14 protein-coding genes are annotated in these 16,446 nt (G+C 48.5%); 3 read left to right on the top strand and 11 right to left on the bottom strand.

All coding sequences use genetic code 11. The features are described from left to right. Window positions 1-60: 60 nt before the first annotated feature. Window positions 61-390 (top strand): cupin domain-containing protein, encoded by a 330-nt coding sequence (locus tag Q7J08_RS03770; RefSeq protein WP_304910358.1) that lies wholly within the window; start codon window positions 61-63, stop codon window positions 388-390. Window positions 391-929: 539 nt separating this feature from the next. Here the strand turns inward: Q7J08_RS03770 and Q7J08_RS03765 are convergent. The 5 genes from Q7J08_RS03765 to Q7J08_RS03745 form a co-directional block, all read right to left on the bottom strand. Next, on the bottom strand, window positions 930-3,014 hold the full coding sequence (locus Q7J08_RS03765) for a sodium-translocating pyrophosphatase (RefSeq protein WP_304910357.1): 2,085 nt from the start codon (window positions 3,012-3,014) through the stop codon (window positions 930-932). Between the two features lie 111 nt (window positions 3,015-3,125). After that, window positions 3,126-4,541 (bottom strand): DNA-directed DNA polymerase II small subunit, encoded by a 1,416-nt coding sequence (locus Q7J08_RS03760; protein WP_304910356.1) that lies wholly within the window; start codon window positions 4,539-4,541, stop codon window positions 3,126-3,128. A 57-nt stretch (window positions 4,542-4,598) separates the two neighbouring features. Next, window positions 4,599-5,762 (bottom strand): aminotransferase class I/II-fold pyridoxal phosphate-dependent enzyme, encoded by a 1,164-nt coding sequence (locus tag Q7J08_RS03755; protein WP_304910355.1) that lies wholly within the window; start codon window positions 5,760-5,762, stop codon window positions 4,599-4,601. Between the two features lie 12 nt (window positions 5,763-5,774). After that, window positions 5,775-6,266, bottom strand: coding sequence for an Lrp/AsnC family transcriptional regulator (locus tag Q7J08_RS03750; protein WP_304910354.1), 492 nt, complete (start codon window positions 6,264-6,266; stop codon window positions 5,775-5,777). Between the two features lie 2 nt (window positions 6,267-6,268). Beyond that, complete coding sequence (locus Q7J08_RS03745; protein ID WP_304910353.1) at window positions 6,269-7,546, bottom strand: ORC1-type DNA replication protein; 1,278 nt, start codon at window positions 7,544-7,546, stop codon at window positions 6,269-6,271. Window positions 7,547-8,168: 622 nt separating this feature from the next. Between Q7J08_RS03745 and Q7J08_RS03740 the strand changes: the two genes are divergently transcribed. Together Q7J08_RS03740 and Q7J08_RS03735 are read left to right on the top strand one after the other, a co-directional pair. Next, window positions 8,169-8,657 carry a molybdenum cofactor biosynthesis protein B gene (locus Q7J08_RS03740; protein WP_304910352.1) on the top strand — a complete coding sequence of 163 codons (489 nt, stop codon included), beginning with the start codon at window positions 8,169-8,171 and terminating at the stop codon, window positions 8,655-8,657. Beyond that, window positions 8,644-9,159: a GNAT family N-acetyltransferase gene (locus tag Q7J08_RS03735; RefSeq protein ID WP_304910351.1), complete on the top strand. Its 516-nt coding sequence runs from the start codon at window positions 8,644-8,646 to the stop codon at window positions 9,157-9,159. The genes Q7J08_RS03740 and Q7J08_RS03735 overlap by 14 nt, the downstream gene beginning before the upstream one ends. Here the strand turns inward: Q7J08_RS03735 and Q7J08_RS03730 are convergent. From Q7J08_RS03730 to Q7J08_RS03705, 6 genes are all read right to left on the bottom strand, one after another. Further along, window positions 9,135-10,154, bottom strand: a complete 1,020-nt coding sequence (locus tag Q7J08_RS03730) for a hypothetical protein (protein WP_304910350.1) — start codon at window positions 10,152-10,154, stop codon at window positions 9,135-9,137. The genes Q7J08_RS03735 and Q7J08_RS03730 overlap by 25 nt on opposite strands. Window positions 10,155-10,198: 44 nt before the next feature. After that, the gene (locus Q7J08_RS03725) at window positions 10,199-11,251 is read right to left on the bottom strand and encodes a hypothetical protein (RefSeq protein ID WP_304910349.1); all 1,053 of its coding nucleotides are present in this window, start codon (window positions 11,249-11,251) and stop codon (window positions 10,199-10,201) included. A gap of 51 nt (window positions 11,252-11,302) precedes the next feature. Next, window positions 11,303-11,797: a KEOPS complex subunit Cgi121 gene (gene cgi121, locus Q7J08_RS03720; protein ID WP_304910348.1), complete on the bottom strand. Its 495-nt coding sequence runs from the start codon at window positions 11,795-11,797 to the stop codon at window positions 11,303-11,305. A gap of 2 nt (window positions 11,798-11,799) precedes the next feature. Then, a complete protein-coding gene (locus Q7J08_RS03715; protein ID WP_304910347.1) occupies window positions 11,800-13,968 on the bottom strand; it encodes an ATP-dependent DNA helicase in 2,169 nt (722 codons plus the stop codon). 92 nt (window positions 13,969-14,060) lie between these two features. Further along, entirely contained in the window at window positions 14,061-14,603 is a 543-nt protein-coding gene (locus Q7J08_RS03710; RefSeq protein WP_304910346.1) for a KH domain-containing protein, read from the bottom strand. A 3-nt stretch (window positions 14,604-14,606) separates the two neighbouring features. Beyond that, a complete protein-coding gene (locus Q7J08_RS03705) occupies window positions 14,607-15,473 on the bottom strand; it encodes a serine protein kinase RIO (protein ID WP_304910345.1) in 867 nt (288 codons plus the stop codon). Window positions 15,474-16,446 lie beyond the last annotated feature (973 nt).

Raw genomic sequence — 16,446 nt, 5'->3', positions numbered from 1 at the left:
GGCATCTACCATAAAACTGAGGATGGAGAGTTTATATGATTGGGACACCGATAAGAAATCATGAAAGAGATCAAAGATCTGATCGGAACGCCTCTGCCCTTGAAGAGTCTCACCGATTATCAGCAGGGCTCAATCGTCTCCCGGATGGTCATCAATAAAAAATCAGGTACTGTTACGGCCTTCGCTTTTGAAAAAGGCGAAGGACTTTCCGAACACTCTGCTCCTTACGATGCTCTCGTGATCGTTCTTGAAGGAGAGGCGGAGATCCCGATCGGCGGGGTATCCCATATTGTTAAGGAGGGAGATATGCTGATAATGCCGGCAAAGATCCCGCATGCGGTCCATCCCCTGTCACGATTTAAAATGATGCTCGTGATGATCCACGAGTGAAAATATCCGCGTGATTTTTCGGAAAGCATCCATTCACCAAAACTTTTTTCGGCAAAAATCCCACATACGAAATATTTCCGGCCCTGATTTATACAAACCAAATACCCAATAGAGAGAGTGGAACATTGTGTTCCATTACCATTGAAAGACGATGAAAAACACGTTTACTCTCTCGGAAAAAATTGGAGGATACTTATGAGCGGAATTCGTTAAAACAAAAAGGCAATTGTTACCAGCTTTATTATTTCAAACATATACCCGCCAGGATTAATTGACACACCACAGTCAATCGACACCCAATACTCTTTATGAGGTTAATAGATAACCTACTCTTTTCTTCCTTCTTAGAAAAATGATACGAGACGTTGTTTTTAGTTGATAGAGATTATAGCACAAAATTCCTGTTTTTCATAACGCCCGTGAGAGGTCTGATCAAACCAAAACAGCTGATAGTTCCGATACGGATTCAGTCAGCGCATATGAAAAAAGAACGAACTTCCTGCCAAAAAAAAGTTGTTGGAAATTTTTCTGATCCAGTCTTACATCAACAGAAGAACCGGTACGAATACCAGTGAGATCATTGACATAAGTTTGATCAGAATGTTGATCGAAGGTCCGGATGTGTCTTTGAACGGGTCACCAACAGTGTCACCAACAACTGCTGCTTTGTGAGCGTCAGAACCTTTTCCACCGAAGTTACCGAGTTCGATATACTTCTTTGCGTTGTCCCATGATCCACCGGCATTTGCCATAGTGACTGCAAGGAGGAAACCGCAAACAAGGGCTCCAACAAGGAGACCGCCAAGAGCTAACGGACCGAGGATGAAACCGACTGCGAGAGGCGCAACGATTGCAAGAAGACCCGGAAGAATCATCTTTCTGATTGCTGCTTTCGTAGCGATCGAGACAGCTGATGTGTAGTCCGGCTCTGCGGTACCTTCCATCAGGCCTTTGATCTCTTTGAACTGGCGGCGGACTTCAACGACGATCTGCTGTGCTGCATCACCGACTGCTGTCATGGTAAGAGCAGAGAAGAGGAACGGAAGCATACCACCGATGAGGAGACCGATGAACACTCTGGTGTTCAGGATATCAATCGTATCAATACCAACGGCAAGTGCGTAGGCGCTGAAAAGGGCGAGACCTGTAAGAGCGGCTGAGCCGATTGCAAATCCTTTACCGATTGCTGCGGTCGTGTTACCGACTGCATCAAGTGTATCGGTGATTTCACGAACAGAGTGGTCCTGGTGGGACATCTCGGCGATACCGCCTGCATTGTCCGCGACCGGACCATATGCATCAACAGCAAGTGAGATACCAAGCGTGGATAACATACCAACAGCTGCAATACCGATACCGTACATGCCGGCAAACTCGTAAGCAATGAAGATCGCAACTGAGATGATGAGAACCGGCCATAAGGTCGACTCCATACCTTTTGCAAATCCGCTGATGATATTAGTGGCTGCACCGGTCTGACAGGATTTTGCAATGCCTAATGTCGGCTTGTAATCGAACGAAGTGTAATACTCCGTGATAATACCGATCAAGAAACCTGCAAAGAGACCTGAGATGGTTGCATACCAGATACCCATACCGAGAGGGGCTGCAAACATGAATCCCATACCAAACTGACCGTATAAAAGGAAACTTGTTACACAGTAGGTTGAGATGATGGAGATGATGATTGCAACAATAAGACCGATATTAAATGCCTTGTGGATTGCGGAACTCTCGTTCTTCTTTGTACGAACACACAGAGTACCGAATGCTGCGGCAATAATACCGAATGCTGCAATGAGCATTGGGAGGAGAATTAAGTTTAACGGGGCGATGGTTTCGCCAAAGAGCTTGGATGCAAATGCTGCACCTGCAACTCCGAGAGCCATGGATGCGATGATCGAACCAACATAAGATTCGAAAAGGTCGGCACCCATACCTGCAACATCACCAACGTTGTCACCAACGTTGTCTGCAATGACTGCGGGGTTTCTTGGATCATCTTCAGGGATGCCTGCTTCGACTTTACCGACAAGGTCGGCTCCGACATCTGCGGCTTTGGTAAAGATACCGCCGCCGACACGGGCAAAGAGTGCGACTGAGGAGGCACCAAAACCGAATGAGGCAAGAATGGAAACAACAAGGCTGACACCAACAGCACTGTCAAATCCACCGTTGATCATAACAAGGATGATAAACACAATGGACAGGCCAAGAAGACCAAGTCCGACTACGGACATACCCATGACCGAGCCGCTTGCAAAGGAGACTTTAACAGCATCTGCGATTCCGCGTTTTGCTGCATTGGTTGTTCTTACGTTTGCTTTTGTTGCGCTGTGCATTCCGATATATCCTGCAGTTGCCGAGAGGGTTGCACCGATGACATAACAAAGTGCGGCCCACGGGGAAATGAGGATTGCGAGAATGATTGCAATAACGATAACAAAAGCTCCGATTGCACGATACTGACGATTCAGAAAGACCATTGCGCCAAGGTGAATGGCTGCAGCGATCTTCTGCATCTTCTCATCGCCTGCCGGCTCTTTCTTCACGATAGAGAAGGAGTAGAGGGCAAAGAGAAGGCCTAAAACGGCACATATTGGAGCGAGATAGATCAAATCCATAGGTATAGAAAACCTCCATAAAATTTGGTTGGTTTCTCCTTATATTAATGGGTGAAGGAGCTAATAATACTAATCCCTTACCCGAACTAAGAGAGAGAGGGGTAAATTCAGTTAAAGAAAGCAGAATTTCTCATAGGCAAGTGTAGAAAGATCCACGACAAACGCCTCGGCAGGGGTCGGGGTGATGTTCATCTGTTTCTGGAATGAGGTCTGTGACTGCCAGGTCCCGGCATTTATCCCAAGAACACCCCGATAAGAGATGACATCACTGATATGGACATGCCCGGTGTGAATGATATCCGGCACGTCGCGAATGACAAGGGCATCTTTATCGGTGGAGAGCAGAGGGGTCCTCTGCCCGTAGATCGGACCCAGATGCCGGCGTTTGAGCATGGCCTCCATGATCTCGCCGGGTTTCGTATAGGATGCACCCGGAATGAACTTGATCAGATCGTCAATGCTTCTTCCATGGTACATAAGTACGTTGACCGACTGGATATTGACGAGGGCAGGATTTTCAACGAAGGTGACGTTAGCCGGAAAATTCCCGCGAAACTCTTCAGGAAGAGCCGGCTGGGGTTCAGCTCCCCTGACCGCATCGTGGTTGCCGGGCGAAATTACGATTTTCAGTCTGTCCGGCAAAGCAGCCATAAGTTCGCCGACATGGTCATACTGTTCATAAATGGTCTTGATATCCAATTCCTTGTCCTGATCGGGATAGATACCAATACCGTCCACCACATCCCCGGCAATAAGCATATATCCTATATCTTCGCGTGTCTGCATCCATGCCGAGAACTTCTCCCAGGCATCAGGCAGAAACGTATTACTGCCGACATGAATATCGGAGATGAACACAGCCTTACCCGGTTCTTTTGACGGAGAAATAGTATTCGTCAGCGGGATATCCGGCCGATACAGCGTGTCGGAAAAAACCATCTGAGTCTTTCCCATACTGTCCTTTGCAAGCTGACCTTTGACGCCGATGACCTCATCCGGAATTATCGCCTCAGCCTCGGCGAATCCATCGCGGTTTTTATTGAAAAGTACTTTGATAGTACCGGTCGAATCTTCCACCTCAACGATCCGATGACCCTTGGCACTGGTCGAGATCGTTGTCACCATACCCACGAGACCGATCTGCTGATCCATAAACCGATTACCGGTCCTGACGAGAGCTTCGATCGGGATAGGACCGACCCGTCCGCGCATCATGGCAGCCAGCGAATCATACCGGTCGCGAAACATCGCATATGAGGATTCCGGATCCGGGAGGGGGACCGAACTTCCTGCCCGCCCAAAAAGGATCTCGGGGGTCCTGCTGACGCCGACATTGAGTTTGTCGGTCCTGAGAGGGATCATTGCAGGCACCTCCTTTGGCGTGACGACCGTTATTCCCTGTGGGAGGGAAGCGATGATCCCTTCGATAACGCCCGATCCTCCGCATTCACTGATATAATTGACAACCTGGTGGTTTACCAGAAATCCGGCATCGGCAAACCTAGTGACGATCTCGCGTTTATCCATAAAAAAATGATGCGGGTTAAATTAACTTTCCACTCGAAATAAAGGGGTTATTATAGTTCACGAAAGTGATTCGACAAAGACCCCGATTCTGCGCACAGCCTCGGTAAGTTTTGTACGATCCACCGCGTAACAGGTACGGATGTGACCAACACCGCTTTCGCCGAATGCACTGCCCGGAACGACGGCGACCTGCTGCTCTGTCAGGAGGCGTTCAGCAAACTCTTCGTCGGAAAGCCCGGTACCTTCAATCGAGGGGAACGCATAAAACGCTCCTTTGGGAAGATGACAGGGGAGACCGATATCATTGAGACCTTTCACGAACAGGTTTCTTCTGATCCTGTACTCGGCAACCATCTCATTCTTTGAATCCTCGGCGTTTTTGAGTGCTTCGATCGCAGCAAACTGGGAGGCAGTCGGTGCCGACATCATCACATACTGGTGGATCTTGAGTGCGGCATCACAGATCTCCTTCGGTGCACAAAGATACCCAAGCCTCCATCCCGTCATCGCATATGCCTTGGAAAAACCATTCAGCGTGATCGTCCGGTCCCAAAGACCGTCGATCGATGCTGCTGATACATGAGAGCCTTCATAGGTCAATTCCGAATAGACCTCATCCGAGATCAGCAGAAGATCATGATCGATGATGATATCGGCGATCGCTTTCAGATCGTCTCTGCCCATTACACCTCCGGTAGGATTGTTCGGGAAGTTGATGATCAGTGTTTTGCTGTTCGGCGTGATCTTCTCCATCAGCGCATCAGGGGTGACTTTGAACTGGTCCTTCGCATCGCAGGGAAGAGAGACGGGTTTTCCTCCCGCCATCAGTACTTCGGATTTGTATGAGACAAAACAGGGATCAACAACGATGACCTCATCGCCGGGATTCACTACCGCCCTTACGGCAATATCGAAACCTTCCGATACACCGGTCGTTACGATGATCTCGTTTGGGGAGTAGGGGGTATTATATCTTTTTTCCAGATCTTTGGAAAGAGCTGAACAGAGATCAGGCAGACCACGATTCGAGGTGTACATGGTCATGCCTTTCTCTATAGATGTGATAGCAGCTTTGGATACATTCCAAGGGGTATCAAAGTCCGGTTCCCCGACACCCAGACTGATAACCTTATCGTTATCCATCGTGAGGACGAGATCGAAAAACTTTCTGATACCTGAAGGAGGGATCTCAGCAGCTATTTTTGATACAAAATTTCGCATGATAGACCCAGCTTAGAACGAAATCAGCTGCCTGTCACGGATTCCCGGACGGGCCATCTCCACTCCCTGTTCCTTATACGTCCGCATCACGATTTGGGTCATCGTTTCCCTAATACCATCGATCGACGCGATCTGTTCGGCAACGAACCGGGATATCTCAGCCATTGACTGTCCGGTTATGGTGACCTGAAAATCGTAACTGCCGGTAAGGAGTCTGATACTCTCGACCTGAGGGAAATGAGCAAGTTTCTCTGCAATACCATCATATCCCAGACCTTTTTCCGGAGTCACTTTGAGAGAGAGAATGACCGAAATGTCATCGACACCTAATGCCGAGTAATCGATGACTGCCGTACACCGGCGGAGAATACCTGCCTGCATGAGACTGGTAATCCTTTTAGTCACATCGCTCTCGGTCAACTCCAGCATGACAGCAAGATCGCTTTCAGAGATCCTGCTGTTCTTTCGGAGTTCCTTTAGGATTATGGTGTCTTTTTCATCCATGTTTACTCACCTTTTTCACGACTTTTTACTAGAGGGTGCAGAATGCTGCATTCCTGAAACCGTGAATCATTCATGATCACAGTACGTATCTCATTGGTCGGACTCTTAAAATAAATTTCTGTCGTCCGGCCGTGCCTGCCGTGGGAAACAACACGGGTCGTAATGATCCCGAGCATGTTGAGTTCGTTGATAAGATCGGAGACGCGGCGATGACTTAACGCTTCGGTGTCAAGTTCTGCGGCGACTTCACGGTACACATTGATGACCGAACCGCTCGTGAATACTTTCTGACCGGAAGCGGCCATAAGAAGCATGGAACACAATACGATCTTGCTCTGTGCAGGAAGCGTTTTGACGCATTCACTCATCGTATCGGTTTCGATATTTTCCTGCGCTCCATTGACATGCTTTACCATGACCTGCTCGGCGCCTTCACGTTCGGCAAGTTCACCGGACACACGAAGCAGATCAAGAGCCCGGCGTGCATCGCCGTGTTCCTGAGCTGCGCGTGCTGCGCAAAGGCCGATTACTTCATCGGAAACAACGTCCGGGAAGAATGCCATCTCGGCACGCTGATGAAGGATGTCGCGGAGCTGATCTGCGTTGTAGGGTGGGAAAACCAGCTCTTCTTCCGAGAGGGAGGAAAGAACACGCGGATCAAGAAAATCCTTGAAGGTGAGGTCGTTTGAGATGCCGATGATGCAGACACGCGACGAAAACAGGTCACTATTGATGCGCGTTAGATTGTAGAGGGTATCGTCACCACTTTTTTTGACGAGTTTGTCGATCTCGTCCAGAACGATGATTTGAAGGCCTCCTGCCTGCTCGAGAACATTTTTGAGTTCCGAGTACACCTGATCGGTATGCCATCCGGTTGCCGGAATGGTGTTTTTGACCCGATCACTTGCTTTCAGATCATGCCCGCTGACATGATTCGCAATCTGGGCAAGGACCCGGTACTGGGTATCGATGGTTTCGCAGTTGAGATGGACAAGTCTGCATGGTGAAAACTCCGAACTCTCATTTTCGAGCTCAGCCCCGACGAATTTGACCGTCGCGGTCTTACCTGTTCCGGTTTTTCCGTAGATAAGAATGTTCGAGGGAGTTGCTCCCTGAAGAGCCGGGGCAAGGATCTCTGCGATGGAATCGATCTGATTTGTCCGGTGAGGAAGTTCTTTTGGACTGTAACTGTGTCGTAAAACCTCACGGTTCTGAAAAATTTTATTAGGACTGATATATTTTTTGAAGAGGCCAGTAGATTTGTAGGGTTCGCCATCCATCGTAATTATTTCCTTATAGAAGTATTATGTTTTTTTTCCTGATAATGTACCACTACTGCGAGTGGAGGGTGTGGGGGATTTCCAATGGAGATATTGTGATAACCAGTTGTTTCGATGGCAGATTTTCAATTCGACAAATGTACGACCGTATTGACGCCCCCACCCCTTTGTTGCGAGTGGAAATTTTTTTGGGGTGGGGGAGGATGGGTCGTATTTTTTTTCTTTTTCTTTAAATACTTTATATACTTTAGGGCTCTGAGAGATCAAAATTTCATTTATGTCTATATATTCTCTGGTTTTTTTAGTTCATACATTTTTTTTAATTTTTGTTTTTTAGTTTTTCAATTTTTCTTTTTCCATATTTACAAAAGAAAATCTTTATATAGATAAAAATGAAATCACTTATGATTACAAAAATACGTAAATGAAAAACGTGTTTTTCAGCAATACAAAAATAATACTTCCACTCGCAACAAAGGGGTGGGGGACTTCTTTTGTAAATATTCTATAAACAATAAAAAATACCCACAATATCTCATTTAATCCAATTGCTTTTCTCTCATGAAAATTATTGACTAAGAAGGAGAATAACCTATTATCTTTGAACTCATACATTTCCTTCATGTCAAGGGAACACCGGGAAGATATTTCAGTTAAGGCAGCTGTGATCACTGTCTCAACGACCCGCACGGAAAAAACCGATCTCTCTGGAAAGATCATCCAGGAAACATTCGAAAACGCAGGGATCCCTGTTATCTCACTGATAATCGTTAAAGATGACATTGGCGAAATCAGATCAGCTGTTATGGGAGCGCTTGGTTCTGCCAACTGTATCGTCGTGAACGGGGGTACAGGTCTTACACATGATGATTGCACGATCGAAGCCGTGTCCCCACTCTTCATAAAAACGATGGACGGATTCGGCGAACTCTTCCGTCAGAAAAGTTATGCCCAGGTTGGAAATTCGGTTATCCTTTCCCGCGCTGCTGCCGGTATCAATAACGGCCGTGCGATCTTCTGCATCCCAGGTTCCCCCAAAGCGGTCAAACTGGCAGCTGAAGAGATCATCATCCCGGAAATCGTCCATATTCTGACCCATGCAAATCAGTGACCCACCCCTGTTGCTTACACCAGTTCAAACCGCTGAGCAGATTCAGGAAGTTGCCGAGCTTGCAGAAACCATCTGGACTGAACACTACACCTCGCTGATCGGCTCCGCACAGGTTTCCTATATGATAGAAAAATTCCAGTCGGCTCCTGCGATCACCGAGCAGATCCGGCAGGGATACAGGTATTATCTGATGAAGTGCGATGGTATTTCTGTTGGATATACAGCCATCCTTTCACAGCCGATGGAAAAATCGCTCTTTCTTTCAAAGATCTATGTGGAAAAATCCTACCGCGGCAGGCATTTTACCTCGCAAACAGTTGCAGTTCTCAAAGAGATCTGCAGAAAAGAAGGACTCACAAAAATCCGGCTGACGGTGAACAAAGGAAATCACACCTCCATCGCCGTGTATGAACATCTGGGATTCATCAAAGTCCGTGACGTCGTGACAGAAATCGGGGAAGGATATGTCATGGACGATCACATCATGGAAGCAACCATCTGATAGGTTTCCTCCCTGCTGTAGGATCCGGTGTTGATTATCTCCAGTTCATCGATGTATGCATAACAGGTTGCCATGTACTCGTTATAGCTTGTGAGGTTTGTCTCATATTTTTCATATACCACCGGATCATATGCCTGGCTGAGCTGGGTCTCCTGATTCATTATCTCATTTTTCAACACTCTCATCTCCTGACTCAGCGAGTCGATCGTAAGAACGATCTGATCCCGCTGCTCCAGGATCGTGTCGACCTGCCAGGACACCGTATAAGCGGCCGTCCCTCCTCCAACAAGAATGACCGACTCTTCTCTGACGCGTGTCCTGTTTCTGCTTCTGATAACGGCGGAGTTCTCACCGATATAGGCGTACCTGGTCGTTTCGATCAAAATATACTCGCTGATCACATTTCCGGTCGCCTCATCTTTGATTGCGGCCATCATATGGTTTTCTTCACTGAAAACCACGACTCCTGCCGCATAGCCGGATTTTGCGAGGAGACCTGTCAGAAGAACACTTTTATCATCACAATCTCCCTTATTTTCGATCACGGTCTCGATCGGGAAATTTACCTCTGCCCCAACCGTTTTATAGGGAATGTTCTGCACATAGGTCGTCAGCAGTTCGACGTACTCATCGCTTGTAAGATCATGGTCCTTTGCATACCCGTCAAAAACCCCGAGAAGTTTTGCATACATCTCATCCTGTGCCGGGTCATTCACGATCGCAGAGTAATACTCCTCTGCCGAGTACCCAAACAGCGGTGTCGATTTCGATCCCTCCTGTTTTGCCCCGTTGTACGGAGCAAGATTCAGGGTGATCTCCCCCTTAACCACGTTCTCTCTGAAAGGAAATTCGATTTGCACAACAGTTGTCGAGGTGTTGGCCTTGTCCACCGGAATCGTTGGACTGACATTCTGGATACCCGTCAGACTTACAGCTGATGAACTTATCATACAAAGGATAAGGATGGAAAAGAGTATTTTATTCAGTATTCTCATCTGTTCTAGGGAAATTGACCCTGTTTTGCTTTAATCGTTTCTGTTTATATGTTAACTTTTCCCGGTCCCGGATCCTCTCTCATGGACTGAATCGTCTGATACACTTTTTCCCTGTTGTAGGGTTCTGAATTGATCATATGCAGCGTCGCACGGATTTTATTTCCTGCTTTGATCCCCTCGTCGTACTCATCTAGATGGAGATCATACTCGGAGCGAAGCGTCGTATTCGATGCATACTCCGGGTTTGCGAGTTTCGCCTTCTCCTCCTCTATCGTCGCACTCAGACTGCTCAACCCCTGATACAGAATTTCCAGGGCTGCATATGCCGTATCCCGTACGTTCAGGATCGTGCTGACCTGCCAGGATGCTGTATAGACCTCTGTTCCGTTTCCGATCCGGTAAAACGAGTAATCACCGTGATCGGATCCCTGGTGCAGGAGTTCAGGGATCTCTCCGATGTATGCATATCTCGTCGTTTCGATGATACTGTATCCGCTGTTTTCATAGTCTGTTTGAGATCCTCCTTTCACGCCTGCTGCCATATGATTGTCTTTCTTGAAGAGAAACACACCGGCATCATACCCCTTTTTGTCAAGGAGACCTGCGAGAAGAATACTTTTGTCGTCACAATCCCCCCAGTCGTCGATCACTGTCTCGATCGGGAATTTGATCTCTCCCCCGGATGTTTTGTAGGGAATGTTCTGCACATAGGTTGTCAGCAGTTCGATGTACTCATCGCTTGTCAGCGCATGCTCTTTTGCATAGGCATCGAAGATTCCGAAAAGTTTTTTGTACATCTGATCCAGTGCCGGGTCATAGGCGATCGCGGAGTAATATCTCTCCGGCGAACACCCGAACAGCGGTGTTGCTTTCACTCCCTCCATTTTTGCGCCGTTGTAGGGAGCGAGCCGGAGGGTGATATCACCCACCACGACATCATCCATGAAGGGAAATTCTATATGAACGACGGTCGTCGAGGTGTCGGACTGATTCACCGGGATCTCCGGATACCTGGTTTGATCAACGGCAAGACCGATGCCTGCCGCAAGTATCAGAAGAATGAGAAAAGAAAAAAGGAGTATACGCGGTATTTTCATCGGTTGTATGGAAATACACCGTATTCCGAGTTAATCGTTTCGTTTGGAAGTTTATCGCCATGCATCGAGCATCGCGACACGTTCTATTACAAGTTCGCCGATCCGGTCCTCGCCGACAACGCCGATCTCCTCTTCGGAGATGTCAAACTCCTTTTTGAGGGTCTCTCTCGTTGCCGTCACTTCATTTGATTCTTCGATGAGTCCCCGGATCTCTTCTTCCGCTCTCTCGACATCGCCGTCAAGGATCAGAACATAGACCTGGTTTTGTCCTTTCTGCAGTCCGAATCTCGGTGCAAGAGAACACTGTCTCTGCCCTGAAGCATACACCAGGATCTCCATCGAAAGGGTACGGGCGATATTTTTTCCTTCGGAAAAGGACCTCTTCGCATGCATCACAGCCGACTCAATGTGGGGTTTTCCGGCGATCTTTGCTGCGTCGAAAAGAACGATCACCGATCCAGTCTCTTTGCCGATACTGTTTATCTTTTTCAGCGTGTCTGCAACATTTTCAACATCCAGTTTTCCTGAAAAAATCTTCATCGTCATGTTCACTCTCCAAAATCAAACAGGGTTGCCTGCGGTTTTTTCTCGGTCTGCATCTCTTCGGTCTCTTCTCTTTCTGTATCAGGCCGGATCTTTTTCGCTGATTTGCGGCCGGCTTGTTCAAGAACGTTTTTCGCGATGGTCGCTCCGAGGATCGAGACGACCTCATGCTCTTCTGCGGCCATGAGCCCCTCCGGGCTCGTGATTCCCCGGTCGAAGAGTCTCCGGGCTCGAACACGTCCGATGCCTTTGAGCGAGATCAAGGGGAGGAGCTCCTCTTTCACTCCGTGGCTAACTCTGAGTTCGAGATCCCGCATCTCGTTATCACAGCCGGAGGCGAACTCATGACAGATCCTGCCTGCCGCATGCATGAGCCATCTGAGGTTTTCGACCACTGCATGGATATCGCCGGCGCCTACGCCGAACCGCTCGCAGATGGAGTCCTCGCCGATCTCGGAGATCCACTCCTCGGCAACGAGCGCCGTCTTGATCGCCGCAAAGAACTCCTCGGAGATATCTTCGAGCAGGAGTTCATCCCCTCTCTCCTTGAGGATCTTATCCACGAACTTCTCGTCCGAGGCTTTCAGATAGAATCTGAACATATCCGGGGTCATGCAGAGAAGATGCAGCATCCCAAAAGCCGTGAACTTTTTCCCGGCAAGGCCGTCTTTGATCATCATGGCGGATTCGGGATCGAGATAGAGCCGGGACGTCAGCGCTCCAAAGAGGGTCCCGTGGATCGCATCTCCCTCCTTCTCGACCATCCCGGACTTTTCCAGATATGCAAGCGTCTTCTCGATGTTTTTATCGAGACGCCGGTGAACGGACTTCTGGCTTGCATAAAAGGATTTTTCCATGAATCCTTTGACCTCATCCCCGGTCTGTGCAAAACCCGAGGTGATGAGTGCGAGGAGATGGCTTCTGAGTTCGTTCTCTTTCTGACACTGGGAAGAAATATCCTCTGCCGGGGCATCGATGAACTCTTCGAACAGCCGGTCAACGTCATGTTTTTCTTTGGCGATGAGGACTGCCTCGCCGTACGGATCGAGTCGCGGTCTGCCGGCCCGTCCCGCCATCTGACGGTATTCGAGGACCGGGATAGGGTTCATGCCGACTCCCCGTTCATACCTCTGATAATCCCGGATGATCACCCGCCGTGCAGGCAGGTTCAGTCCTGCGGCAAGCGTCGGGGTCGATGAGATGCAGAGGATGTCTCCGTTTCTAAATCCTTCTTCGACGGCCCCTCTCGCTTCACGTGGGAGGCCTGCGTGGTGGAACGCCGCTCCGGATTTTACCGCAAGGGCGAGATTTTTTCCGGACGCGGTCGTGTCGGCTTTGGCGATGCGTTTTGAAAGTTCATCGAGCGCGGGCGAGGATCTTTTCAGCGTTATCGCCGCCCGTTTGGCGTATGCCTCGGCAGAACGCCGTGATGAGACGAACACGAGACACTGCCCGCCTTCATTTATCGTATCCAGAAGGAGATTGAGATCGTCATCCTTTTTCGGGGTCTCGAGCAGCCGTTCCGCTCCGTGGAAATGGATCGCTCCGTTATAATAGACTCCCTCCCGGAGATCGACCGGTCGCCATTCGCTCGTGATGAGGGCGGCATCCAGCCATTTTGCAAGGCTTTCCGGATTTCCCATCGTGGCGGACAGGCCGATGATCTGCATCTCCGGGTTCTGGAACCTCAGCTGCGCGATCACCATCTCCAGGGTCCCGCCCCGGGAATCGTCGCCGATCAGGTGGATCTCGTCAACGACGAGAAGAGTGATGTTTTTCAGCCACCCGGCTTTGTTCCTGATCAGCGAATCGGTCTTCTCAGATGTTGCTACGATGATGTCGTACCGGCCAAGGTACTCGTCGCGCTGGTCCGGGTCCCCGGTCGCGATCCCGACCTTCACAGATTTGCCGCTGAAATCTTCGTATTTTTCCGAAGCAAGGGCTTTGAGAGGGACTATGTAGAGACACTTTCCTCCCTCTGCAATTTCCTTCTGCATCGCCATCTCTGCGATGAGAGTTTTTCCGGAAGCCGTAGGAATGGCGGCTAAAATATTTTTCCGGTCGAATAAACCCGCATTTACACACTCGGCCTGGGGAGGATAGAGTTCCTCGATCCCATTTTTCAGATACGCCTCGCGCAGGTGATTTGGGATCGGCATCTCGTTTATTTTCATGAAACGAGTCCGGATTTATTTAGACCCCTTTGTTTCCAGTGGAACTCTGCAGAATCACTCATGATATTTAATGATTGTTACTTTAGTACGCCTTAGTAATAATAGTTCAGAACGTCCAGCTTTGCTTCCTTCTTTTTGCGATCCAGGAAGTTAAAGACGGTGCTGTGATCCGAGCCGTTTATGAGCATGGTTACCGCGGTGTGGGCATCGTTCATCTGATCCGGCATGCCGATGATGCCGACGGTTTTCCCGTATACGGAAACGAGGGCCCCGGTCATGTTTTCGATCTGTTCCCGTGCTTTTCCTTCACGGCCGATGATCCTTCCTCTGATCCTTGCAAGTTTCTGGGGGGTGTCGGCGATATCTGAAATATCGATCAGGGTCAGGATCATGTCGTCGTCATCGAGCAGTTTCTTTGCCCGCTCGGGTGAGAATCCTCGTCCGATCGCTTTGATGACTTCCATCGCACGGATCTCTGAGAGGGAATCCTCTTTGTTTATGATCTCAATAAGACCGGATTGGCTGTCGACCTCGAGGGTCACGTGGAGCATTTTTTCCAGAAATTTTCTGGTCTCGCCGCCTTTTCCGATGATTGCGCCGATTCTGTCGTTGGGGATCTTTACTTCTTGTGTCATGATTTATATCTCGAAAAATTCTTCTCCGACGATGTCTCTGAAGAGTTCGTGTTCGTCGGTTGTTTTACATTTGGTGCCAAAAAATCTGTTGATGTTTTTGATGTCCCTGAAAAGGAAATTGTAGGCCCGGGGGTGTTCGGGGATCACAGCCTGTGCCATATCAATTAAGATGAGTCCGTCAGGTCCGGTGAGGATGTTGTACTCGGACAGATCGCCGTGAACAAGACGGGCTTTCTGATAGAGATCGCGGATGAGTCCGATGGTCTCCTCGTAGCCTTCTTCGGGAGTTCCCGGGAGGCGGAGACGCATCTGGGGATAGGGGATGTTCCCGGTCCCGAGAAATTCCATGACGAGGATGTTTCTGTCGAACGCATACGGGGTCGGGCAGGGGATGCCGGCTTCCCTCGTTCGCGATAGGTTGCTGTACTCTTTTTTCGTCCAGGCAAAGATGATGTCTTTGTGGGTCCGGCGAATGCCGGAGAACCGGGGATCACCGATGATGTAATCACTCATCGTGGTGAAGTTCCCTGTTCTGATCCGATAGATTTTGACGGCGGCAGAGATCTCTTCCCCTGCATCGTCGGTTTTTCCTGCAAGGAATACGTTGGCTTCCTTGCCGGTGGATATGGATCCTCCCATGGATGTGATGATATTTTTCTTTACGAGTTTGTAGAGCGCTAAAAGAGTGACTTCGTCAAAGACTTCGCCGGTGACTTTTCTTGAGTCGGCGTCTTTGAGTCTGATGCCGAGTTCGGAGAGTTTACGGTCGAGGTATTCGATCCTGCCGTCCTGGTCCTGGTGGTGATCTGCTGAAGATGCGGATCGTGGCGGTGAGCAAGTTTTAGGTTTGCGGTTTTTTTCGGGGGACATGATAGGGGTTGATGTAAGTTTCAGCTGTGCTGTTCTGGTATATGTTTCATTTATAGGGTATTAGATTTTGGGGAGGGGGATGTGTCTCCGGAGAACTCCGTTCACTGAGTACGGTTTTTGAACAATGGTGAAAAATCGGGGGCACGTGGTATGTGCCCCCAGATATTTTTGTTTGAGTTGGGGGCACATCTGGAAAATCTACGTGCCCCCAAAATCCGGTTGATTTGCGGGTTTTATTTGGAAAAAAGCTATATTTGCTGAGTTTTTGATGTGGGGGCACATTTTTCCCAAAACTCTATTTTTTGTATGAGGAATAAGAAATAACCTCAATATGAGCTTAGATTCAGGTGTTTGAAATTTTTTCCAGGGTTTTGAGAAAAATGTGCCCCCGGATGGGACTCTGTTAAGAAGGAGTTGATCAGGTCCACTCACCATGAAAAGTGGGTGTTGATTTTGGACACGTTGTATTTTTCATACCTGTCCAACTCATTTTTTTGGGATGTTTTGGACACGTTTCGAAAACTGCACGTGTCCACGAAAAATCTTTGTAATTCTGGTTTTTTGAAAAAAAGAGCTGTATATAGGGGTTTTCCCAGTTTGGACACATTTTTTCCAAAACTCTGTTTTTAGTATGGTAGAAATGAAATAAGCTCTATATAAGCTTAGAATTAGGTTTTTAAAATTTTTCCCAGGGTTTTGAAAAAAATGTGTCCAAATGTATTTTGGGTTTTTGATCTATATCGGCAAGGAGTTGGTCATATGTGGACACATTAAATATTCCACCGCGAATAATCGCGAATCTCCGCGAATCGCATTTTTCTTGCGTCGTCGTGCTCTGCTCCGGCTGATCGCCTGCGCAGGAATCGCACGCCGTCTGGAAAAATGCTAGGGAAAAACCGGCGTGCCGGTTTTTCTAAAAAGGAGTGGGATATCTCATCCATCCACACCTCTCCGATACACGAATTCAGCGTAC

It is taken from the genome of Methanocorpusculum sp. (assembly GCF_030655665.1).
Taxonomy (GTDB): Archaea; Halobacteriota; Methanomicrobia; order Methanomicrobiales; family Methanocorpusculaceae; genus Methanocorpusculum.
This window is presented reverse-complemented; position numbering and strand designations above follow the sequence as displayed.

Coding starts and splice junctions, on each gene's coding strand:
- Q7J08_RS03770 (WP_304910358.1), top strand. CDS start 61: ATGAAAGAGATCAAAGATCTGATCGGAACGCCTCTGCCCTTGAAGAGT.
- Q7J08_RS03765 (WP_304910357.1), bottom strand. CDS start 3,014: ATGGATTTGATCTATCTCGCTCCAATATGTGCCGTTTTAGGCCTTCTC.
- Q7J08_RS03760 (WP_304910356.1), bottom strand. CDS start 4,541: ATGGATAAACGCGAGATCGTCACTAGGTTTGCCGATGCCGGATTTCTG.
- Q7J08_RS03755 (WP_304910355.1), bottom strand. CDS start 5,762: ATGCGAAATTTTGTATCAAAAATAGCTGCTGAGATCCCTCCTTCAGGT.
- Q7J08_RS03750 (WP_304910354.1), bottom strand. CDS start 6,266: ATGGATGAAAAAGACACCATAATCCTAAAGGAACTCCGAAAGAACAGC.
- Q7J08_RS03745 (WP_304910353.1), bottom strand. CDS start 7,546: ATGGATGGCGAACCCTACAAATCTACTGGCCTCTTCAAAAAATATATC.
- Q7J08_RS03740 (WP_304910352.1), top strand. CDS start 8,169: ATGTCAAGGGAACACCGGGAAGATATTTCAGTTAAGGCAGCTGTGATC.
- Q7J08_RS03735 (WP_304910351.1), top strand. CDS start 8,644: ATGCAAATCAGTGACCCACCCCTGTTGCTTACACCAGTTCAAACCGCT.
- Q7J08_RS03730 (WP_304910350.1), bottom strand. CDS start 10,154: ATGAGAATACTGAATAAAATACTCTTTTCCATCCTTATCCTTTGTATG.
- Q7J08_RS03725 (WP_304910349.1), bottom strand. CDS start 11,251: ATGAAAATACCGCGTATACTCCTTTTTTCTTTTCTCATTCTTCTGATA.
- cgi121 (WP_304910348.1), bottom strand. CDS start 11,797: ATGACGATGAAGATTTTTTCAGGAAAACTGGATGTTGAAAATGTTGCA.
- Q7J08_RS03715 (WP_304910347.1), bottom strand. CDS start 13,968: ATGAAAATAAACGAGATGCCGATCCCAAATCACCTGCGCGAGGCGTAT.
- Q7J08_RS03710 (WP_304910346.1), bottom strand. CDS start 14,603: ATGACACAAGAAGTAAAGATCCCCAACGACAGAATCGGCGCAATCATC.
- Q7J08_RS03705 (WP_304910345.1), bottom strand. CDS start 15,473: ATGTCCCCCGAAAAAAACCGCAAACCTAAAACTTGCTCACCGCCACGA.